Origin of the sequence: Roseburia sp. OM03-7AC, from assembly GCF_003462625.1 — a bacterium.
GTDB lineage: Bacteria > Bacillota > Clostridia > Lachnospirales > Lachnospiraceae > Roseburia_C > Roseburia_C amylophila.
Genome location: NZ_QTZJ01000001.1, coordinates 826031 through 848181, shown reverse-complemented (window position 1 = coordinate 848181; position 22151 = coordinate 826031). Strand labels below are relative to the sequence as shown.

The window sequence follows — 22151 nt, the reverse complement described above, 5'->3', positions numbered from 1 at the left end:
ATGGAAATTAAGAACAGAAAAATAATGGATACAGACATTTTAATTATTGGCGGTGGAACCGCAGGCTGTTATGCAGCACTGACCATTGCAGAACAGTCCGATGCGAAAGTTATCATTGCAGAGAAAGCCAACATCAAAAGAAGCGGCTGTCTTGCAGCCGGAGTAAATGCCATTAATGCATATATCGTAGAGGGCAGAAAGCCGGAAGATTATGTGGATTATGCCAAAAAGGATGCAGACGGCATCGTAAGAGAGGATTTGCTTCTTACTATGTCGGAGGGCTTAAACCGTGTAACAGAGAAAATGGAGAAGCTTGGTCTTGTCATTTTAAAAGATGAAAATGGCAGATATGTGGCAAGAGGAAACCGGAATATCAAAATCAACGGTGAGAATATCAAGCCGCTACTTGCTTCTGCAGTAGAAGCGCTGCCGAATGTTATCATATTAAACCGGGTGGCAATTACCGATTATCTGGTAAAGGAGAACAGGATTTATGGTGCAGTGGGATTTTCCATTGAAAATGAGACAGCAGTAGAAATCCGGGCGAAGAAAGTGCTTTGTGCAACCGGTGGAGCATCCGGTCTTTACCGGCCGAACAATCCGGGATTCTCCAGACATAAGATGTGGTATCCACCATTTAATACCGGAGCCGGTTATGCCATGGGAATTGAGTCGGGAGCAGAGATGACCACCTTTGAAATGCGTTTTATTGCACTGCGTTGCAAAGATACCATCGCACCGACCGGAACCATTGCACAGGGTGTGGGAGCAAAGCAGATAAATGCCCTTGGCGAAGTATATGAGACAAAATACGGACTTACCACTTCACAGCGTGTGTATGGAACCGTAAAAGAGAATTTATTAGGACATGGTCCATGCTATCTTCGGACAGAAGGAATCAGTGCAGAGCAGGATGATTCCTTAAAGAAGGCTTATCTTAACATGGCACCGAGCCAGACCTTAAAATGGATTGAGCAGGGAAAGAACCCAAGTGAGCAGAATGTGGAAATCGAAGGAACCGAGCCGTATGTGGTAGGTGGACATACCGCCAGTGGTTACTGGGTTGACACCAGAAGAGAATCTACGATTCACGGACTGTATGCAGCCGGAGATGTGGCAGGAGGCTGTCCACAGAAATATGTAACAGGAGCCATGGTCGAGGGCGAGATTGCAGCAAAGGCAATGGTAGAAGACCTTGCAAAAGAAAAGGCTGCAAGCTATGAAATGACGGAAGAAGAAAAAGCATTCTGTGACAACAGATTTGAAGAAAAGATGAAAGAATATGATAAGATTTTAACAAATCAGTCCGGTTTATATGATACGGAACAGTTAGAAGAAGCCATGCAGAAGGTAATGGATACCTATGCAGGCGGAATCAGCAATCATTATCAGTTTAATGAAAACCAGCTGAATCTGGCAGAAGAGAAAATCGAAAAGTTAAAGGAACTTTCGAAGGAGCTTGGAGCTTCCAATATGCATGAACTGATGTTTGTCTATGAGCTTAAGAACCGGCTGACGGTCTGTGAGACACTGATTTATCATCTGAGAGCCAGAAAGGAAACCCGCTGGCACAGTTTTGCAGAAAACTTAGATTATCCGGATAAGAGTGATGAGTGGTTAAAATATGTGAATACCAGAAAAGAAAATGGTAAAATCCATGTGCTCTTCCGGGAATTAGTAAAGCGAGGTGAGACCTATGAGCATAGCTATTAATCAAAGCAAATGTGTGGGATGTGGCAGATGCAGTCAGGTCTGTCCGGGAACACTGATTGGAATGGACTCTGATGGAAAGGCATGTATGCTGTATCCGAAGGACTGCTGGGGCTGTTGCTCCTGTATTAAGGAATGTAAGGTAGATGCCATAGCACTTTACTTGGGTGCAGATATGGGCGGCATGGGAAGTAAGATGAGTGTAGCAAGCCGGGAACAGTATCTGGACTGGAAGATAGAGAAACGGGATGGCACCGTAGAAACCATCGTTATTGACAGAAAGCAATCGAATCAATATTAATAAATCGCCACAGGGTGGCAGAAAGAGGTAAGTATGGGTGAATTATCACATTTGGATGAACTGGAAGCAGAAGCAATTTACATCATAAGAGAGGTGGCCGCAGAGTGCGAGAAGCCGGTTATGCTTTACTCCATTGGAAAAGACAGCTCCGTAATGCTGCATCTTGCCATGAAAGCATTTTATCCGGAGAAGCCGCCATTTCCATTTCTGCATGTAAATACCACATGGAAATTCAAGGAAATGATTCAATTCCGTGATGAGACAGCAAAGAAGCTTGGCATTGAAATGATAGAGTATATCAATGAAGATGGTGTAAAGAAGGGGATTAACCCATTCGACCATGGCTCTGCATATACCGACATCATGAAAACACAGGCATTGAAACAGGCATTAAATAAATATGGATTTACCGCAGCATTTGGCGGCGGCAGACGTGATGAGGAGAAATCCCGTGCAAAGGAAAGAATATTCTCCTTCCGTAATGAAAATCATGCCTGGGACCCGAAGAACCAGAGACCGGAAATGTGGAAGCTTTACAACGCTAAAATCAATAAAGGCGAAAGCATTCGAGTATTCCCGATTTCCAACTGGACTGAGACTGATATCTGGCAGTATATCAAACGTGAGAAAATTGACATTGTACCGTTATACTTTGCAGCAGTACGTCCGGTAGTATATCGTGATGGAAATATTATCATGGTGGATGATGACCGTATGCGTCTGCTTCCGGGAGAGGAAATCCAGTACAAGAGTGTACGTTTCCGTACCTTAGGATGCTATCCTTTGACCGGAGGAACAGAGTCAACAGCAACTACATTGGATGAAATTATCGATGAGACTTTAAGTGCAGTATCTTCCGAGAGAACCACCCGTGTCATTGATAACGAAGCAGCAGGCAGTATGGAAAGAAGAAAGAGAGAGGGGTATTTCTAAGATGAGTGGATTATTAAAATTTATTACATGCGGTAGTGTGGATGACGGAAAGTCCACTTTGATTGGACACATTCTTTATGATGCAAAGCTTTTGTATACAGACCAGGAAAAAGCATTGGAATTAGATTCAAAAGTAGGAAGCCGTGGCGGAGCAATTGACTATTCACTTCTGTTGGACGGACTGATGGCAGAGCGTGAGCAGGGTATTACCATTGACGTAGCATACCGTTATTTTACAACAGACAACAGAAGCTTTATCGTAGCAGATACACCGGGTCATGAAGAGTACACCAGAAACATGGCGGTTGGTGCATCCTTTGCAGACCTTGCAGTTATCTTAATTGATGCAAAACAAGGGGTACTGGTACAGACCAGAAGACATGCCAGAATCTGTGCATTAATGGGAATCAAGTTCTTTGTATTTGCAGTAAACAAAATGGATCTGGTAGACTACAGCGAAGAGCGTTTCAAAGAAATCGAAGCACAGATTAAAGAATTAGCAGACGAACTGAAGTTAGAGAGCATTTACATTATTCCGGTTTCTGCAACAGAAGGTGATAATGTAACAACCAAATCCGATAAAATTAGCTGGTACAAGGGAGAGGCATTGCTTCCATACCTTGAAAAAGTAGATGTAACAGAGAAGAAGCAGGAAGAGGGCTTCTATATGCCGGTACAGAGAGTGTGCCGTCCGGACCATACTTTCCGTGGATTCCAGGGACAGATTGAATCCGGTGAAGTAAAAGTCGGAGACGAAATCGTTACCCTGCCAAGCAATGAGCGTGCGCATATCAAGAGCATTTTAGTAGGAGATAAAGACAGCCAGAGTGCCTTTATGGGACAGCCGGTTACACTGCAGCTTGATAAAGAAGTAGACGTATCCAGAGGCTGTGTCATTGCATCCGGCAATAACCTGCCAATCAGCAAATCCTTTACAGCAACCATTCTCTGGATGGATGATGAGGAGCTGACACCGGGAACCGATTATCTGGTAAAACTTGGAACCAAGCAGATTCCTGGTATCTTAAAGAACATTCAGTATAAGATTGATGTAAATACCGGTGAATTTATTCCGGCAGGACAGCTTAAGAAAAATGAGATTGCAGTCTGTGACCTTGATTTGCAGGAGCCGGTTGTCATCGATGAATTCAAAAAGCATAAGACTTTAGGAGAGCTGATTCTGATTGACCGTATTTCCAATATGACTTCTGCCTGCGGTGTAGTAGAAGATGCTGCCGTAGATGAGAGCAAGGATTTAAAAGCAGCTTTCGTATATGGAAGCCTTAAGGGAAATGGAGACATTTTCGAAGAGTTCTATTATAACCTTGAGAGTATGACGATTGCCAAGGTACGTCCGGTTCAGAAGACCTATACCATTGGAGATGAAATTCCGGTAAGCGGAGAGAGCTATCAGTATCCGGATGACTTCGATATTGTCATCTTAAGAGAAAGAATCTTTGTACAGGTTCGTGGACGCAAGGTAGAAAAGATTGCACCGCTGGCAGAATACCAGTACAGCAATGTTCCGGTTATCAACGGAAGAGGCTTTGCCGTTGCCATTACATCTGCACAGGATGCACAGGCATTCTTAGACGATCTGGCTGCAGCAGGTGAAAAACCATCCAGTGACTTCTTCAATAAGTGGCTGCATTTTGAAACATATCGTAAGATTATTTTCAAGGATGAAATCTGGTTATAAAAATAAGAAAGCTGTACTTCGGTGGAAAATACCAATCGTCTGGAGTACTACATCTAAAGTGATGCAGTTAAAGTACATGTGCGCAAACGTTTACATGGAAAATGACAAAAATGAGAAGAAAATAGTTACAAAAACAGAAAAAATGTTTTATCTTTGTAAAGATTATATAAATTCTATTAAATTGGATTAAAATATTCCGCAGAGTACTTGTGCTCTTCGGAATATTTTTGCTATTATACTTAAGTAAAATCAGTTCATAATAATATTCGATATTCATCTATTATGCAGGCGTGTTGAACTGCCTGTATTCGTGATAATCTTATATTCATATTTTCAGAATCTTTTTATCCAAAATATTTATTTAACAGGGGGAAAATACTTGGCAGATAAGGATTTGGCAGAAAAATATCTGGAATCATTTTCGGATGTTTTTGCTGACATATATAATGTATTACTTTTTCGAAAGGAGATTCTTTTGGAAGAAGGATTGGAAGAGGGACCAACAGAAAGCATCTATAAGGTGGAAGAAAACAATCTTCGGAATCAGTTTCGGGATACTGTGAAATTATATAAGAATGGGTTATACAAAGTGGCATCTTTTGGGATTGAAAATGAAAGTCGGATAGACAAAAATATGCCCATCCGGATTATGGGGTATGATTATGCTGTGTATCGGGCGCAGATTGACCGTGGGGAAGAACGAAAATATCCGGCAATTACGATTGTTTTAAATTTCAGTGATACAGAATGGAAAAGTCCGAATGCGCTATTTGACATTTTAGATGTTTCTCCGGAACTAAGACCGTATGTAAATGATTATAAAATATTTGTTTTTAATATTGCATTTTTGCCGGAGAAAGTCCGAAAAGAGTTTAAGAGCGATTTTAAAATTGTAGCAGATTTTTTTGCAGAAAAACGTCTTGGAAGATATAATCCCAAGGAACATCCGGAGGCAATCTGCCATGTAGAAGCGGTTTTGAATCTACTTCGGGTGTTTACAAATGATAAAACCTATGTCAAAATAGAGAAAACAGTAGCAGAACGTGTGAAGGCAGGAGAGGTGATTACAATGTGTACGTTTGCAGAAGAGATGACCAACAAGGGAATAGAGATTGGTGAAGCGCAGGGCATCAAGATTGGTGAAGCGCAGGGCATTAAGATTGGCGAAGCAAAAGGAATTAAAATTGGTGAAGCCCGTGGAATTGCCAGAGAAAAAATCAGTGTTGCAAGAAACCTTTTAGACCTTCTGACAGATGAAGTAATTGCAGAAAAGGTCGGACTGGAGCTTGCTACGGTAAAAGAACTCAGAGAAGAAGTGAAGTAGAGGCATAAGAAATGGATAAAATAGCAGCACCAACTCCGGAACAGTTAAAAAAGCAGGAAGCGTTAAAACAATATTTTGAAAAATTAGGCAGCGTGGCAGTTGCATTCTCAAGTGGTGTGGATTCCACCTATCTTTTGAAAGTGGCGCATGATGTATTGGGAGAGCGGGCAATAGCAGTAACTGCGTCCTCCTGTTCATTTCCAAAGAGAGAGTTAGGAGAAGCAGAAGCATTTTGCCGGAAAGAAAATATAAGACATTTTATTACAGAATCGGAAGAACTTGAAATCGAAGGATTTGCACAGAATCCTAAGAACCGCTGTTATCTTTGCAAGCATGAATTATTTGAAAAGATATTAAAGATTGCAGAAGAGCAGAAAATTGTCTATGTGGCGGAAGGCTCTAACCTTGATGATAACGGAGATTATCGTCCGGGATTAAAAGCAGTAGCGGAATTAGGCATAAAAAGTCCGCTCAGAGACTGTGGTTTTACCAAGCAGGATATCCGTGTTCTTTCGAAGGCATTGAATCTTCCAAACTGGGAAAAGCAGTCCTTTGCCTGTCTGTCATCCCGGTTTGTCTATGGAGAGACCATATCCGAAGAGAAACTTGCAATGGTAGATAAAGCAGAACAGTTATTGCTGGATATGGGATTTCATCAGGTGAGGGTAAGAATTCATGGAATGATGTCAAGGATAGAGATTGAACCGGAAGAGTTTTCAAAACTGATGGAAGTGGAAAACAGGGAAAGAATTATAAAAGCTTTCCGGGAATATGGATTTACCTATGTAACCTTAGATCTTTGCGGTTACCGAATGGGAAGTATGAATGAAACATTGGAAAAGTAAGGAACTTACTCAAAGAAGTAGTAAGTTCCTTCTGCATCAGAGAACGTCTTAAGTGAAGTATGAAATACTTTATTTAAGACGTTTTTTTGTACGCATTCATCCGGAGTGCCCTGAAAGCAGATGGCACCGGATTCCATGACGATAAGTTTGTCTGAAATAGTAAGTGCTTTGGCAAGGTCGTGCAGCACCAGAAGAATTGTTTTTCCCTGTGCCTTTAAGATTGGAAGCATCCGGTAGAAATTATTCTGGCTTTCCAAGTCTAAGAAGGTAGTCGGTTCATCCAAAATAATCGTATCGCAGTTCTGGGCTAAAGTCATGGCAAAGAAGACACGCTGTCTTATTCCGCCGGAAAGAGTGTCAGTTGCAACGTTGCGGTAATCCGTAATATGGGTAAATTCCATGGCATCTTCCACCAGTCCGCGGTCTTCTTCGGTGAGGCGTCTCGAAAAACCAAGATAAGGGAAACGTCCATGCTCCACTAAGGTATGAACCGGAAGAGCAGGAATTACTTCGCGAATCTGTGGAAGGAGTGCAATTTTCCTGGCACGAAGGTGTCCATTCATATGATAAATATCTTCGCCATCTAATGTGATAGAGCCGTTAAAAAGCTGGCTGGATTTATTTAATACGGAAATCAGCGTTGTTTTGCCACAGCCATTTGGTCCTACGATGGTTGTGATGCTGCCGGTAGGAATTTCAACGGACAGATTTTTAATCAGAGGCACCTTGTGGTAGCCAATGGAAACGGAATTAAATTTAAGCATGGACTCTGCGGCCTCCTTTCTTTCCTAATAAAAGATATAAGAAAAACGGTCCGCCAACAAAAGAAAGAATAATGCCGGCAGGAAGTTCATATGGTGCGGCAATAACACGTCCAAGGGTGTCACAGAAGAGGACGAAACTTGCACCTAAGAGAGCACAAAGGGGAACTAAAAGCCGCAGATCATTGCCGAAGAGCCGTCTTGCAATATGAGGAACAATCAGCCCGACGAAGCTTAAAAGTCCTGCATAGCTTACCACACAGCCTGCCAGTATACTAGAAAGCATCAACAGCAGAAAACGGAGCAGCGATACCGGAATGCCAAGGGAGCGGGCAACATCTTCTCCAAGACTCAGAACATTCATGTGGCTTCCGAAAAAGCAGGAGATGATAACCGCAATGACAATAGCAATGCCGGGAGCAAAAAGCGTTTTTGTGGTGACATCAGAAAGAGAACCAATCATAAAGGTAGTGAGGTTTAAAGTGATATCATCACTTAATAATTTTACCGTATTGATTCCGGCACTTAAAAAAGAAGAAACGGTAATTCCGGCAAGAATAATAGTAGTACGTTTGCTGTCTGCCATATACGCCAGTGCAAAAATAAGAAGTGTTGTCAGAAAGGCACCTGCAAATGCAAAGATGGCATTATGGGTTGCACGGCCCTGGAAGATGGCAAGCCCAATCATAACGGCAAATCCGGCTCCGGAATTGACACCGATGGTATTCGGACTGGCAAGGGAATTATTCATAACAGTCTGTAAGATAACTCCGGCGCAGGATAAACCCATGCCGGCAGCAATGGCACCAAACATCCGTGGAATTCTGATATGAAAAAGTAACAGACCTGTGACAGAAGTCCGGTCATTTTGAATCAGACAGGATAAAATCTCTTTCGGATTTAATAAAACGCTGCCGAAAAAAAGACTTGCTGACATCATAAGAAGCAGCAGGAAAAACATTCCGGCAAAAGATAAAATAATTTTTTTTCTCGTGTACATAGGAAATCCTTTCCGTTATTCCAGAAATATGTATTGTGTTTCCTGAAAAGTATTGTTGGAACAAAGAATGAGCCTTGGCACATTCTCGCGCCTGCGGCGGTCGCTTGCGTGAATAAAATAACATATTCGGAGAGAAATAACAATGCTCTGATAAATTAGTATTGACAAATTAGAAAAATATAGTAAAATATAATTCATACAAAACCAATAGGAATAATCGTAATTAGATTTCCTAAGGCAGTTCAAAGTATTTAGTGCACAATAAGACGTGCAGGAATTGGAGCGTAAGATGAAGTTTAATACCGCATTATTACATGGAGATTTTCAGGGAGAACCGAATACAGGTGCAACAACAACTCCGATTTATCAATCCAGTGCATTTGCACATGAGTCGGCAGAGAAGTTAGAAAAGATTTTTCATAATCAGGCACCGGGATATTCCTATACGAGAATCAGTAATCCTACGGTAGATGCATTTGAAAAAAGAGTAACGGCGTTAGAGGGTGGCGTAGCAAGCGTTGCCTGTGCATCAGGAATGGCAGCACTCTACAATGCATTTTGTAATATCCTTCGTTCCGGCGATGAAATCGTATCCAGTGCCAGTCTCTATGGCGGCAGCATTGATTTATTCCGTGACTTAGAGGCATTTGGTATCACAACACATTATGTGGAAAACAATGACCTGGCTGCATTTGAAGCAAAGACCAATGAACATACCCGTCTTTACTTTGCAGAGACCATTGGTAATCCAAGACTTGATGTGACAGATATTACGGCACTTGCAAATCTGGCACATGAGCATCAGGTACCGCTCATTATAGATAATACGGTTGCTACTGCATTCTTAGTGAAGCCGCTTTCCCTAGGAGCGGATATTGTAATGAATTCTTCCTCTAAATACATCAATGGTCACAGCAATTCCATCAGCGGAATTATTACGGACAGCGGCAGATTTAAGTGGGATGTGGAAAAATATCCGGGCATGGCAGACTTTAAGAAGTTTGGACCATTTGCCTATACTGCCAAGCTTCGGAATGGACTGTTCCGCAACACAGGAGCCTGTCTGTCTCCGCAGAATGCATTTTATAACTGCATCGGGTTAGAGACACTGGGAATCCGGATGGAGCGTATCTGTGACAATGCAGCAGAACTGGCAAGGTTTTTTGTAAGAGAATATCCGGATGTAACAGTCAATTATCCGGGATTGGAGAGCAGTCCATGGCATGAAATCGCAAAGAAACAGTTTAAGGACCGTTTTGGTGGAATCTTAACCATACGGACCGGAAGCAAGAAACGGGCATTTGAAATAATCAATGCATTAAAGCTTCCGCTGATTATTTCCAATATCGGAGATACGAAAACATTAGTGATTCATCCGGAATCTACATTAAATGTACACAGTACCCCGGAAGAAAAAAGAGACGCCGGAGTATTTGATGACTTGATCCGCATCAGTGTTGGAATTGAAGATGTCGAAGATTTAATCGAAGACTTCAGACAGGCAATGGATCAGAGCAAACCAGAGAAAAGCAAAGAGTAAATGGAGGAAGCAGACAATGGTAAAAATTGATTATGCGGCATTGAAAAAAGGCGGATTTATGCGCCAGAAACAGAAAGGATTCTTTTCTTTAAGAATTCAGGTAGTTGGAGGAAACCTGACAGCAGAAAATATTAAAGCAGTAGCAGATGTGGCAGAAAAATATGGAAAAGGCTATGTTCATATGACTTCCAGACAGGGCATTGAGATTCCATTTATTAACTTTGAAGATATAGAAGAGGTTCGTGCAAAGTTAGCAGACGGTGGTGTAAAACCTGGTGTATGTGGACCGAGAGTCCGTACCGTTACCGCATGTCAGGGTTCTGAAATCTGCCCGAGCGGATGTATCGATACCTACAGCCTGGCAAAGAAATTAGATGAGCATTACTTCGGAAGAGAGCTTCCGCACAAATTCAAATTTGGTGTTACCGGATGTCAGAACAACTGTCTTAAGGCAGAAGAAAATGATATCGGTGTAAAAGGTGGTATGGAAGTAAGCTGGGTAGCAGATAAATGTATCAATTGTGGTGTCTGCGAAAAGGCATGCCGTGAAGATGCTATCAAATGTACCGGAACAGAAGTTACCATTGATTATGATAAATGTACCAACTGTGGCCGTTGTGTAAAATCCTGCCCGACAGATGCATGGGAAGGAAAGAGCGGATATATCGTATCCTTTGGTGGATTATTTGGAAATCATATTTATAAAGGAGAACAGTTACTTCCGCTGATTACCGATGAAGAGACATTATTCCGTGTGACTGATGCAGCCATTGGATTCTTTGAAGAGCATGCAAATCCGGGTGAACGTTTCCGTTTACTTTTACAGCGTGTGGGAGAAGATGAATTCCGCAAAGTAATCCGCAATGCATTTGAAGAAAAATAAAGTTGCCGGAAGCAGCAGAAAAAGAAAAAATCGGAATGAAAATTCAAAATAAAAATTATTATACGAGGAGATATAAGATGGAAATCGAAGGAATCAGAATTGATGATACAGTAGATATTACCGATAAAGTGTGCCCGCTTACTTTTGTAAAGGCAAAGGTTGCAATTGATGAGTTAGAGGATGGCGAAGTCATTGCAATCCGTATGAATGATGGCGAGCCGGTACAGAACGTACCACGCAGTATTAAAGAAGAAGGACATCAGATTTTAAAACTGGTTAATAACGAAGATGGAACCTATAACCTCATTGTAAAGAAGGTTGAGGACTAAACATCTGGAAGGGAGAAAGAAATGGCAGAACGCGTAACAAAAGACACTTTTGAAGAAAAAGTATTGAAGAGCAGCCTCCCGGTGCTGATTGATTTTTACTCAGACAGTTGTGTTCCGTGCAAGAAAATGTCACCGGTCATTGGCGCTATCGCAGACGAACAGACAGAAAAATTAAATGTCTATAAAGTAAATACCAACTTTGATTCAGAACTGGCAGAAAAATACAGTGTAATGTCTGTACCAACCATTGTACTCTTCAAGGATGGCGAAGAAATTGCCCGTAAGAGTGGTGCAGAGAAAAAAGCGGTACTTGAGGAGTGGATTACCCAGTCCCTTGACAAATAAAAATAAAGAAAAGTGAGAGGAAGGAAATTATGCAGATTACAGTAGCAGGCGAAAAGAAAGAAGTAAAAGACGGATTAACACTTCCGGAATTAATTGAGCAGGAAAATGTAGAGACACCGGAATATGTAACTGTATCCATTAACGATGAATTTATAGAAACAGAAGCAAAGGCAACAACCGTTCTTAAGGATGGTGATAATGTAGAATTCCTTTACTTCATGGGAGGTGGAAGCTATGGCATTAACGGATGAGCAGATTGAACGTTATTCCAGACATATCATTTTAAAAGAAGTTGGCGCTAAGGGTCAGAAAAAACTTTTAAATGCAAAAGTTTTAATCATCGGAGCAGGTGGACTTGGAGCACCGGCAGCAATGTATCTTGGAGCAGCAGGTGTAGGTACCATCGGAATTGCAGATGCAGATGAAGTAGATTTAAGTAACCTTCAGAGACAGATTATTCATCAGACAGCAGATGTAGGCAAAGCAAAAGTGCAGTCTGCAAAAGAGACTATTAATGCAATGAACCCGGATGTAGAAGTCCGTACATATCGTGAATTCATTACCAGTGAAAATATCATGGACATCATTGCAGATTATGATTTTATCATTGACGGAACCGATAACTTCCCGGCAAAATTCTTAATTAACGATGCCTGTGTTATGGCAAAGAAACCATTTTCCCATGCAGGAATCATCCGTTTCAAAGGTCAGTTAATGACCTATGTTCCGGGAGAGGGACCATGTTACCGCTGTGTATTTAAGAATCCACCACCAAAGGATGCCGTACCGACCTGTAAGCAGGCTGGTGTTATCGGCGCAATGGGTGGTGTCATCGGAAGCCTTCAGGCAATGGAAGCAATCAAATACATCCTTGGAGTAGGAGATCTGCTGACCGGTCAGTTATTGACCTATGATGCAATTAAGCAGGAATTCCACAAGATTAAGCTTCCTTGGAATGGCAAGGGATGTGCCGTTTGTGGAGAACATCCGACCATAACAGAGCTGATTGATTATGAACAGGCAGAATGTACAGATAAATAAATGTATCAGTAAATAAATGTTATCAGATACATAACCCATGAAACATAGAAAGAGGATAGCATGATTTCATTAAAAAAAGCAGATTATGAAAAAATACTGGCACATGCCAAAAGCTGTGTACCAGAAGAGGCTTGCGGACTGATTGCAGGAACCAGAGACGGAGAGGATAAGGTGGTAGAAAAGGTATATCTGTTGACCAATATCGACCATTCCAATGAGCATTTTACACTGGATCCGAAAGAGCAGTTAGCAGCCGTGAAGGATATGCGTGCCAATGGTCTCATGCCTTTAGGCAACTGGCACTCCCATCCGGAATCTCCTTCGAGACCATCCGAAGAAGATAAGCGTCTTGCATATGACAGTAAAGCAAGCTATATGATTCTTTCTCTGATGGAACCGGAACAGCCGGTACTCAATTCATTTCATATTGAAGGCGACGAATCAACGAAGGAAGATCTGGTAATATGTTAGATGTAGTTATCATTGGAAGCGGGCCGGCAGGTTTAAGTGCGGCAATCTATGCTAAGCGGGCAAACCTCGATGCGGTTGTACTGGAAAAAGAATATCTTGGAACCGGACAGATTGCATACAGCAGCCGGGTAGATAATTACCCGGGACTGCCGGGCAAAGACGGTTATTCTTTAGGAGAGGCATTCTTAGAGCATGCCGAAGGACTTGGAGTAACCATTGAAGAGGCAGAGGTTACAGCCATTACAAAAAAAGAGCAAAGCTTTGTCATTTCCTGTGAAGATGGAAAGAACATAGAGGCGAAAACCGTAGTCTATGCAGCAGGCTGTCAGAACCGCAGATTAGGGGTGCCGGGAGAAGAAAAGCTGCTGGCAAAAGGAGTTTCTTTTTGTGCAGTCTGTGACGGTGCCTTTTATAAGGGAAAGAAAGCTGCAGTCATCGGTGGTGGAGATACCGCATTGGATGATGCATTGTATTTATCCGATATCTGCGAACAGGTATATCTCATTCACCGGAGAGCAGAATTCCGTGGAGCAGAGAAGACAAAAAAGAAATTAGAAGAGCTTTCCAATGTAACGATACTTACCAATACGAGAGTACAGGAAATCACCGGGGAAGATAAAGTAGATGGTATTATTTTAGATAACGGTGGGACAATAGCTGTAGATGGTGTTTTTGAAGCGGTTGGAATGATTCCAAATACGGAATTATTAAAGAACCTTGACGTTCTCGATGAGAAAGGCTATGTGATTGCAGGAGAAGACTGCAGCAGCAGTCTTGCGGGACTGTTCGTGGCAGGAGATGTGCGGACGAAAAGCCTGCGTCAGGTAGTCACAGCAGTTGCAGATGGTGCAGTGGCAATTCAGTCTGCAACCGGATATATCAAAGGAATGGAATAGAAAGAAGGAAACGTGTGTGAAAGGAATAGTGGACAGTGCTTCGGAACTGATTGGAAAGACGCCGATGCTCTATCTTCATAATTATATGAAAGAGGCAGGTGTAGAGGATGCGGCAATCATTGCCAAGCTGGAATATTTTAATCCGGCAGGTTCGGTAAAAGACCGAGTGGCACTTGCCATGATTGAAGATGCAGAGAGAAAGGGCAGATTAAAGCCGGGAGCTACGATTATCGAGCCAACTTCCGGTAATACGGGAATCGGACTTGCTTCTGTGGCGGCTGCAAAAGGGTATCATGCAATTTTAACATTGCCGGAAACCATGACGGTAGAACGTCGGAATCTTCTGCAGGCGTATGGAGCGCATATTGTGCTGACCTCAGGGTATAAGGGAATGAAGGGTGCAATCGAAAAAGCAGAAGAACTTCATAAAGAGATTCCGGGTTCAATTATTTTAGGACAGTTTGAAAATCCGGCAAATCCAAAAGCCCATGAAGAAACCACAGGACCGGAGATCTGGGAACAGACAGAAGGCAGCGTTGATATTTTTGTGGCAGGAGTCGGAACTGGTGGAACCATAACCGGAGTTGGAAAATATCTGAAAAAACAGAAGAAGTCCGTACACATTGTTGCAGTAGAACCTGCAACCAGCCCGGTACTTTCCCAGGGAAAAGTCGGACCACATAAAATTCAGGGAATCGGTGCCGGATTTATTCCGGACACACTGGATACTTCTGTTTATGACGAGATTATTCCAATCAAAAATGATGATGCCTTTGAAGAAGGAAGGGCATTTGCCCGCAGCGAGGGAATTCTTGTGGGAATCAGTGCAGGAGCTGCATTAAAGGCAGCTGTTGAGCTGGCAAAAAGAAAAGAAAATAAAGGAAAGAACATTGTGGTATTGCTTCCGGATTCCGGAGACCGTTATTTATCTACTCCTTTGTTTGCAAAATAAAATCAGTGGAAAAGCATCAGGCATTCCGCTATAATATGGTAAAAGAGTCAAAAAGACTTTTACGAAAGGAAAAGAAGTATGTTCTATTTTCTTGTGTTGGTAAATATTATAGCGCTTATCCTGATGCTTTTTATGTTGGCAGTCTGCCTTCGTAAAAAGCTCTCCAAAGCACAGCTTGCATTTATTATTTATGATATTTTTACCATGCTGTTTGTGGTGGGAGTTCATCTGGAACTGGTGCATTCGGATACCGTTGGTGAGGCACTTGCCGGGCTGTGCATCCAGTATGTTGGACAGGCAGGATTTTTAATGGCATTTCTCTGGTTTGCATCGGAATTTGGCAGATTAAAAATTCCAAAGTTTATTTATTTTATTCAGGCAGTAATTAATACAATTGTTTTGACAGGAGTATTTACGGCAGAATATCATCCATATTTTTATAAAACAATGCGGATATTGAAAGATGGCATATATCACCGGATTGAAGTTATACCCGGAATCATCTGGAAACTGCATTATATACATCTGGGAACGGTAATACTTGCGGTATTTATTTTGTGTATCATGCGTTACGGGGAGAGTTCACCGATTCATAAAAAGCGGATTATTTATATGATAGCAGGTGTGGGAACTTTTGCACTGGAATTAATCTTAAAGGGTCTGGGTGTATTTGGCAGTTATAATCCGGTAGTCATTGCCATGACAATTATGATGTTCTGCATGATGATGGCAATGATTCGTTATGGATATTTTGGCTCTCTGCAGGCTGCGGTGGATAATGCATTTAATCATGGAAAAGAAGGCTTGATTATCCTGGATGCAGAAAATAAAATTATTTCCGTCAATCAGCGTATGAAGGAACTTTTCCCGGAAATAAAGGTAGGAAGTGCCGCAAGCAGGCAAAAAGAAATCCTGCAGGCACTGACAAACCGGGAAAGGCTGTTGCATAAAAATGACCGCATCTATGAACTTCGTATGGAAGATATAGTGGAAAATGGTGAAAAAGATGGCTGCATGCTCTGGTTTATCGACCAGACAGAAAACTTGGAAATGATGCAGAGACTCCGTAGTGCGGATGAAGCGAAGACCAGATTTTTAATGAAAGTGAGCCATGAGCTGCGGACTCCGATGCATACGATACTTGGTATGAATGAAGTGATTTCCGAAGAAACATCAGAAGAGAAAATCCGTAGATATACCAGAGAAATTGCATCTGCCGGTGACAGTATGATTGCACTGATAGAAGAAGTGTTAGATGCTTCACGGTTAGAGAGTGGTACGCTTCAGATAAAGAAGGATGCATTTGCTTTAGAAGAGGTTATCAATGACGCAGCAGCCCAGATGAGACCACAGGCAGAGAAGAAATCTTTAAACTTCCGGCAGCGGATGGAGGAACCATTATTAAAACCGGGAAAACATTTCTATGGAGACAAGGCACATATCCGTCAGATTATCATAAATCTTCTGGAAAATGCGGTGAAATACACAGATGAAGGCTTTGTGGAGCTGGGTGTAGAAAAGGCGGCGGAAAATGGAGATACCTTTTTAAAGATAACTGTAACTGACAGTGGAATTGGAATAGGAAAAGAAGATCAGGATAAAATCTTTGAAAGCTTTGAACGGGGCAATAATGCCAGAAACAGCAGGAAAGACGGAATCGGGCTCGGACTGGATATTGCAAGACAACTGGCAGAGGCTATGGGTGGAAGTCTCAGCCTGAGTAGTGAAGTGACAAAGGGAAGTACCTTTACGGTTCGGATTCCGTGGGTAGAAGTATCGGAAAAACATCATTTTACAAAACAGAGTGCGAAAAGTATGAATGCGGATTACAGCAGCTTTACCATTCTTGCGGTAGATGATAATGAGCAGAATCTGATGGTATTAGAACATCTTTTACATAAGACAAAGGTTAAAATGGAAACCGTGATGGATGGAAATACTGCCATTCAAAAATGTGAAGAGAAAACATATGATTTACTTCTTTTAGACCATATGATGCCGAAGCCGGATGGTATAGAGACGCTGCACCTCATCCGTGCAGATGAGAAAGGACGAAATCATTATACTCAGGCAGTGGCATTTACCGCTAATGCAACAGCTGGTGCAAAAGAACTGTACAAAAGCGAAGGATTTGCAGAGTATATTACCAAGCCGGTAAAACCGGGCACACTGGAGATTATGCTGCAGAAATATCTTAGGGATTATCTGCCGGAAGAAAATATGGTTTTCCAGGGAAACATGGATGATACAGAGATAACAAAGCTAAGAGGCTTATTACATTATCTTGAGAAGCATGGAATTGCAGCAGAAGAAGGCTTATCCTATGCGGATGGAGATGAACAGTTCTATAAAGAATTGTTAGGTATCTTTGCAAAAGAAAAAGAGAAGAAGCAGCATCATTTAGAGAAAGCGTTCCAATCTCTTAAGATAAATCATGTAGTAACAATGAAAGAAGCTGCAACTATCATAGATTCAGAAGCTACAACAGATACAGAAATGATGAACGAATTATGGAAAACATTCGTAACCCAGTCCCATGGACTAAAGGGTGAGGCCTGGGGCATCGGAGCCAGAAAGCTTGGGGATTTCTTTTACCAGCTGGAGTGTGCCGGAAAGGAAAAAAACCTCGAAAAGATAGAGCATTTTTATCCGGAAGCCATGGAAGAGTGGCAGCAGGTAGTAGATGCTGTTCAAAGAGTATTATAAAAAGAGTGTTATTAAGAAAAGCACGTCGATGGAAATACAAAGTGGCTGACCATGAAAATGTATTTTAACGGCGTGCTTTTTCTTATAAGTTGAGTTTTTAAAGCCTTTGTTTACATAGTTTATAGAAAAGAATAATTTAAAAAAGCTCAGGAAAGAAAGGTCGCTTTATAATTGTCTCCCCATTCCTGCATGGCAGTAAGAATCGGACGCATGGATTCGCCGAGGTCACTGAGTGCATATTCTACACGAGGCGGAACTTCCGGGTAAACAGTTCTTGTAATAATTCCATCCTCTTCCATGGCACGTAAGCTGTCTGTTAAAACCTTTTGGCTGATTCCTTCCAAATTCTTTTTCAATTCATTAAATCTCCAGGGTCTTTCTAAAAGATTTCTTATAATTAATAGTTTCCATTTGCTGCCGATTAACTGGACCGTGGTAGCAACCGGACATTCAGGTAATTCGTCTTTTGTCAACATCTGTATTCCCTCCATTTGTTCAAATTATGATATTAGATTCAAAAATAATGTAACATATAAATCTGCATGTGTATAGTGGTTACAAAAAGGTGCCTATGTAATAAAAAAGTGCGTACTTTTTTAGTGGAAAAACTCTTGCTATGATAAGTCTGCAACAAGGAAATTGCCGAAAAATAAAAGAATCAGAGGAGGAAACAAAAATGGCATTATCAAATCTTTCTGGATGGAACAACAAAGTGTATGCAAAGACAAGTACAGCGTGTGGAACAGCCTGCGGAGCAGCAGACAAACCAGAGGAGAAACCGGCAGCGTGCGGAACAGCCTGCGGAGCAGCAGACAAATCAGAGGAGAAACCGGCAGCGTGCGGAACAGCTTGTGGTGCATCTGATAAATAAGAAAGATTAGGAAAGAAGGGCAGGATAGGATGAGTCAGTATTTTTCGTTTCAATGGCATATTACAGATGAGTGTGACCAGCGTTGTAAACATTGTTATATTTTTTCGGGAGACGGATGTAAGGAATTAAAAAGCATGACATTCGGCCAGATGCGTGAAGTGGTAGCAAATTGCGAAGACTTCTGCAAGGTTTATAACCGGGTACCATATTTTTATATCACCGGAGGAGATCCTATCCTTCACCCGGATTTCTGGAAGCTGCTGGTATTGCTGAAAAGCAAAAATATTCCATTTACATTAATGGGAAATCCCTTTCATTTAAATGATGAAATCTGCAGAATGTTAAAGGTGTGCGGCTGCGAGAAATACCAGATGTCTTTGGATGGAATGCAAAAGACACACGACTGGTTCCGCAAACCGGGCAGCTTTGACTTGACACTGGAAAAGGTTAGCTGCCTTAACCGGGCAGGAATCAAAAGCATTATTATGAGCACCGTATCAAAGACTAATTTAAAGGAAATTCCGGATATTATTGATGCGGTAGTAAAAGCGAAAGTTAAGGTATATGCATTTTCCCGCTATGTCTCAACTGGCGGAGAGGTAGACAGCAATCTGACTCCACAGGAGTATAGAGATTTACTGGAAATCTGTGATGCGAAATATAAAGCATATGAGGCGGCGGGATGTGAGACCTATTTTAATAGAAAAGACCATCTGTGGACATTATACGAATATGAAAACGGTCAGTTCAAATTGCCACAGAATGCAGTGGACGGAATGATTTATGGAGGCTGCAACTGTGGAAACTGTCATATTACAATATCTTCAAACGGAGATGTGATGGCATGCAGAAGAGTGATGGACAGCAAGGTGGCAAATATATTCGAAGACCGGCTGGCAGATGTCTGGCTCTGCCAGATGGAGAAATACCGGGACTATGATAAATTTGTAAAATGCAGTAAATGCGAACTGAAAGCATGGTGCAGAGGCTGTCCGGCTGTTGCAAACGGAGCAGCTGGAAATTTCTATGGAGCAGATCCACAGTGCTGGAAGACAAGAAATGAGATTACCGGGGAGGTGCTATCATGTTAATGGATATCATCAAATAGTGATAATAAAATAGAGGTGACAGAAAATGGATTTGGCAACATGTTTAAAGAAAATGCAGTTAGTAGGTGTGCTGGCATTTGCAACGGTGGATGCAGATGGCGCACCACAGATTCGAAATATCAGTACGATACATTATGAAGAAGATGCAATTTACTTTTTTACAGCAAGAGGGAAAAATTTCTGCAGGGAGATTCAACAGGATGGCAGAGTGCAGATTCTTTGTTATACCAGATATAAGGAAATGATTCGGATGTCCGGAAAAGCTTATGCAGTGGCGGAGAGCGAACAGGAAAAATTGCGGGATATTATTTTTGAAGAACAGCCTTATCTTGGCAATGTATATCCGGGCGATACCAGAAATATCGGAATTGTTTTCTGCATCGACAGAGCAGAAATAGAATATTTTAATCTGGGTGTTAATCCCATATTCCGGGAGACATATCAATTGGGAAATGCTGGAATAGAAGAAAAGGGATATTACATAACGGATGCCTGCATCGGATGTGGTACCTGTCAGAGCAGTTGTCCGCAACGCTGTATCACAGAAGGCGAGCCATTTACAATACAGCAGAATCATTGCTTGTACTGCGGAAGCTGTTATGAAAATTGTCCGGTGCAGGCAATTGAAAGAAGAGGATAGCATGAATCAGTCAGAGAGAAGACGTTATTTAATCGAAAGATTGTTAGAAGAGCGCAAGGGATATTGGAAAGAAGATAAGACCATGCAGATTCCAGCCGGAAAAGAAGAACAGAAAATACTGCTCCGGTCACTGATGAATGTCAGAATGCCATCTGCTATAGATGAAGAGTTTTTGCACATACAGGATGCTTATTTGCAGCAGGTAAATGCCGAAAAGGGAATCGTGACATTTTCTGAAATGGAAGAATTAGAGCCGGAGCTTTATCTTTACAAGGGAGACATTACGAGACTTAAGGTGGGTGCCATTGTAAATGCTGCCAACAGCGGAATGACAGGCTGTTACCAGCCCTGCCATAACTGCATTGACAACTGTATCCATACTTATGCGGGAGTCCAGCTGCGGTTAGCATGTGCGAAGCTGATGCAAAGACAGGGACATGAAGAACCAACCGGTCAGGCGAAGCTTACATCTGCCTATAATCTTCCCTGTGAATATGTGATTCACACAGTAGGACCGATTGTAAGTGGCAGGCTTACAAAGAAACATGAGGAACTTCTTTCTTCCTGCTATCAGTCCTGTCTGGAAGCAGCCGATGAAAAGAACTTAGAGTCCATTGCCTTCTGTTGCATTTCTACCGGTGTATTTATGTTTCCAAATGAGCGGGCGGCTGAGATTGCAGTGGAAACGGTGAAAGCATATAAAAAGAGAACCGGAAGCCGGATAAAAGTAGTCTTTAATGTTTTTAAGGATTATGATGAAGCGTTTTACAGAGACCTGTTGTAAGTGAGAAAAATTAAGTTAAGGAGTACACATGAAAATAACGTTTGAAAACTTCCTTTGCGGAATACCGGTAAGGGATTATATCACTCAGGATATTCCATATCAGGAACAGATAAATGAAGCTGGAAAGATGTTAAAGGATGCCGATTATGTTCTGATTGGTGCGGGAGCCGGAATGAGCACGGCAGCAGGTGCACAGTATGGCGGCAGCTTTTTTGAAGAAAATTTTGGAGAATTCCAGAAAAAGTATGGAAAAGGGCCTTATATGCAGGATATGTATTCGGCAGGTTTTTATCCGTATCCGGATGAAGAAAGCTATTGGGGCTACTGGTCGAAGCAGGCACTGCTCGGTGGCATGGAACTGGATGTAACACCACTTCATAAGTGTTTATTAGAGGCTTTTTCTGATAAAAATATATTTGTATTAAGCACCAATGCAGATGGGCAGTTTGTGAAAGCCGGACTGCCGGAAGAGAAAATATTCTGTACCCAGGGAGACTATTTTCATATCCAGTGCAGGCGGGGCTGCCATAATAAGATTTATGATGCAAGAAAGCTTTTTTCCCAGATGAATCAGGCGAGAAAAGACTGTAAGATTCCATCCTACATGGTACCGAAATGTCCGGTCTGTGGCGGATCAATGGATATGAATCTAAGAAAAGACGGGCATTTTGTACAGGATGAGGCATGGTATCATGCGGAAAAACTTTTCTCGGAATATCTTAGCGAAGCGGTGCATAAGAAACTTGTATTATTGGAACTTGGCGTTGGATTTAATACGCCGACCATCATCCGTTTCCCATTTGAAAAGCTGGTGCGGGAGCATAAAAATATAAGTCTGATAAGATTAAACCTTGGCGCAGCGGTCGTGCCGGAAAGTTTTGGAAAACGGGCAGTGTGCATAGATGCGGACATGGCAGAAAGTATCCGGGATATTGCTGCCAGTTGTAAATCAGAATAATTTATACGATTTTTCCATAAAATAAAAGGATAGAGGTACTTGACGTACAGAAA

At 41.9% G+C, this 22151-nt stretch carries 24 protein-coding genes; 21 read left to right on the top strand and 3 right to left on the bottom strand.

Translation table 11 applies throughout. The features are described 5' to 3' along the window. From DXB39_RS04190 to larE, 6 genes are all read left to right on the top strand, one after another. Positions 1-1713 (top strand): adenylyl-sulfate reductase subunit alpha, encoded by a 1713-nt coding sequence (locus DXB39_RS04190; protein WP_117840877.1) that lies wholly within the window; start codon positions 1-3, stop codon positions 1711-1713. Beyond that, complete coding sequence (locus DXB39_RS04185; protein ID WP_117840878.1) at positions 1697-2011, top strand: 4Fe-4S dicluster domain-containing protein; 315 nt, start codon at positions 1697-1699, stop codon at positions 2009-2011. The genes DXB39_RS04190 and DXB39_RS04185 overlap by 17 nt, the downstream gene beginning before the upstream one ends. A gap of 33 nt (positions 2012-2044) precedes the next feature. Continuing rightward, a complete protein-coding gene (cysD, locus tag DXB39_RS04180; RefSeq protein ID WP_117840879.1) occupies positions 2045-2944 on the top strand; it encodes a sulfate adenylyltransferase subunit CysD in 900 nt (299 codons plus the stop codon). A gap of 1 nt (position 2945) precedes the next feature. Then, positions 2946-4643, top strand: coding sequence for a sulfate adenylyltransferase subunit 1 (locus DXB39_RS04175; RefSeq protein WP_117840880.1), 1698 nt, complete (start codon positions 2946-2948; stop codon positions 4641-4643). Positions 4644-5022: 379 nt separating this feature from the next. Further along, positions 5023-5967, top strand: a complete 945-nt coding sequence (locus tag DXB39_RS04165) for an Rpn family recombination-promoting nuclease/putative transposase (protein WP_117699068.1) — start codon at positions 5023-5025, stop codon at positions 5965-5967. Positions 5968-5978: 11 nt separating this feature from the next. Further along, positions 5979-6812, top strand: a complete 834-nt coding sequence (gene larE, locus DXB39_RS04160) for an ATP-dependent sacrificial sulfur transferase LarE (RefSeq protein WP_117840882.1) — start codon at positions 5979-5981, stop codon at positions 6810-6812. Positions 6813-6817: 5 nt separating this feature from the next. Here larE and DXB39_RS04155 read toward each other — a convergent pair whose 3' ends face one another. Both DXB39_RS04155 and DXB39_RS04150 read right to left on the bottom strand, forming a co-directional pair. Beyond that, positions 6818-7576 (bottom strand): ABC transporter ATP-binding protein, encoded by a 759-nt coding sequence (locus DXB39_RS04155; RefSeq protein WP_117840883.1) that lies wholly within the window; start codon positions 7574-7576, stop codon positions 6818-6820. Then, the gene (locus DXB39_RS04150) at positions 7569-8573 is read right to left on the bottom strand and encodes a FecCD family ABC transporter permease (RefSeq protein ID WP_199535112.1); all 1005 of its coding nucleotides are present in this window, start codon (positions 8571-8573) and stop codon (positions 7569-7571) included. The genes DXB39_RS04155 and DXB39_RS04150 overlap by 8 nt, the downstream gene beginning before the upstream one ends. 289 nt (positions 8574-8862) lie before the next feature. On the opposite strand from DXB39_RS04150, the gene DXB39_RS04145 reads away from it, so the two are divergent. The 10 genes from DXB39_RS04145 to DXB39_RS04100 all read left to right on the top strand — a co-directional run bounded on the left by DXB39_RS04145 (position 8863) and on the right by DXB39_RS04100 (position 17736). Next, positions 8863-10113, top strand: coding sequence for an O-acetylhomoserine aminocarboxypropyltransferase/cysteine synthase family protein (locus tag DXB39_RS04145; RefSeq protein ID WP_117840884.1), 1251 nt, complete (start codon positions 8863-8865; stop codon positions 10111-10113). Between the two features lie 16 nt (positions 10114-10129). Continuing rightward, a complete protein-coding gene (locus DXB39_RS04140; protein WP_117840885.1) occupies positions 10130-10996 on the top strand; it encodes a 4Fe-4S binding protein in 867 nt (288 codons plus the stop codon). A 77-nt stretch (positions 10997-11073) separates the two neighbouring features. After that, entirely contained in the window at positions 11074-11325 is a 252-nt protein-coding gene (locus tag DXB39_RS04135) for a sulfurtransferase TusA family protein (RefSeq protein ID WP_022243150.1), read from the top strand. A gap of 21 nt (positions 11326-11346) precedes the next feature. After that, a complete protein-coding gene (trxA, locus tag DXB39_RS04130; protein ID WP_022243149.1) occupies positions 11347-11670 on the top strand; it encodes a thioredoxin in 324 nt (107 codons plus the stop codon). Positions 11671-11699: 29 nt separating this feature from the next. Continuing rightward, complete coding sequence (gene thiS, locus DXB39_RS04125; protein ID WP_022243148.1) at positions 11700-11921, top strand: sulfur carrier protein ThiS; 222 nt, start codon at positions 11700-11702, stop codon at positions 11919-11921. Then, positions 11905-12711: a HesA/MoeB/ThiF family protein gene (locus tag DXB39_RS04120; protein WP_117699072.1), complete on the top strand. Its 807-nt coding sequence runs from the start codon at positions 11905-11907 to the stop codon at positions 12709-12711. Before thiS ends, DXB39_RS04120 begins: the two co-directional genes overlap by 17 nt. A gap of 60 nt (positions 12712-12771) precedes the next feature. Beyond that, complete coding sequence (locus tag DXB39_RS04115) at positions 12772-13182, top strand: M67 family metallopeptidase (protein ID WP_117840886.1); 411 nt, start codon at positions 12772-12774, stop codon at positions 13180-13182. Then, entirely contained in the window at positions 13176-14078 is a 903-nt protein-coding gene (locus DXB39_RS04110) for an NAD(P)/FAD-dependent oxidoreductase (protein WP_022243145.1), read from the top strand. Before DXB39_RS04115 ends, DXB39_RS04110 begins: the two co-directional genes overlap by 7 nt. A 16-nt stretch (positions 14079-14094) precedes the next feature. After that, positions 14095-15030, top strand: a complete 936-nt coding sequence (gene cysK, locus DXB39_RS04105) for a cysteine synthase A (RefSeq protein WP_256385699.1) — start codon at positions 14095-14097, stop codon at positions 15028-15030. A 78-nt stretch (positions 15031-15108) separates the two neighbouring features. Continuing rightward, a complete protein-coding gene (locus tag DXB39_RS04100; RefSeq protein ID WP_117840888.1) occupies positions 15109-17736 on the top strand; it encodes a hybrid sensor histidine kinase/response regulator in 2628 nt (875 codons plus the stop codon). Between the two features lie 146 nt (positions 17737-17882). Here the strand turns inward: DXB39_RS04100 and DXB39_RS04095 are convergent, their stop codons facing one another. Next, positions 17883-18212, bottom strand: coding sequence for a winged helix-turn-helix transcriptional regulator (locus tag DXB39_RS04095; protein WP_117840889.1), 330 nt, complete (start codon positions 18210-18212; stop codon positions 17883-17885). A 200-nt stretch (positions 18213-18412) separates the two neighbouring features. Between DXB39_RS04095 and acgA the strand changes: the two genes are divergently transcribed. Genes acgA through DXB39_RS04070 form a run of 5 tightly spaced genes read left to right on the top strand, consistent with a single transcriptional unit; the run spans position 18413 to position 22098 of the window. Then, positions 18413-18607: an ACGX-repeat peptide gene (gene acgA / locus DXB39_RS04090; protein ID WP_117840890.1), complete on the top strand. Its 195-nt coding sequence runs from the start codon at positions 18413-18415 to the stop codon at positions 18605-18607. A 29-nt stretch (positions 18608-18636) separates the two neighbouring features. Further along, the gene (acgM, locus tag DXB39_RS04085) at positions 18637-19698 is read left to right on the top strand and encodes a radical SAM/SPASM domain protein, ACGX system (RefSeq protein WP_117840891.1); all 1062 of its coding nucleotides are present in this window, start codon (positions 18637-18639) and stop codon (positions 19696-19698) included. Positions 19699-19741: 43 nt separating this feature from the next. Next, positions 19742-20356 carry a 4Fe-4S binding protein gene (locus DXB39_RS04080; protein ID WP_117840892.1) on the top strand — a complete coding sequence of 205 codons (615 nt, stop codon included), beginning with the start codon at positions 19742-19744 and terminating at the stop codon, positions 20354-20356. A 1-nt stretch (position 20357) separates the two neighbouring features. After that, positions 20358-21140 (top strand): protein-ADP-ribose hydrolase, encoded by a 783-nt coding sequence (locus DXB39_RS04075; protein WP_117840893.1) that lies wholly within the window; start codon positions 20358-20360, stop codon positions 21138-21140. 28 nt (positions 21141-21168) lie between these two features. Continuing rightward, on the top strand, positions 21169-22098 hold the full coding sequence (locus DXB39_RS04070) for an SIR2 family NAD-dependent protein deacylase (protein WP_117840894.1): 930 nt from the start codon (positions 21169-21171) through the stop codon (positions 22096-22098). Positions 22099-22151: the final 53 nt, after the last annotated feature.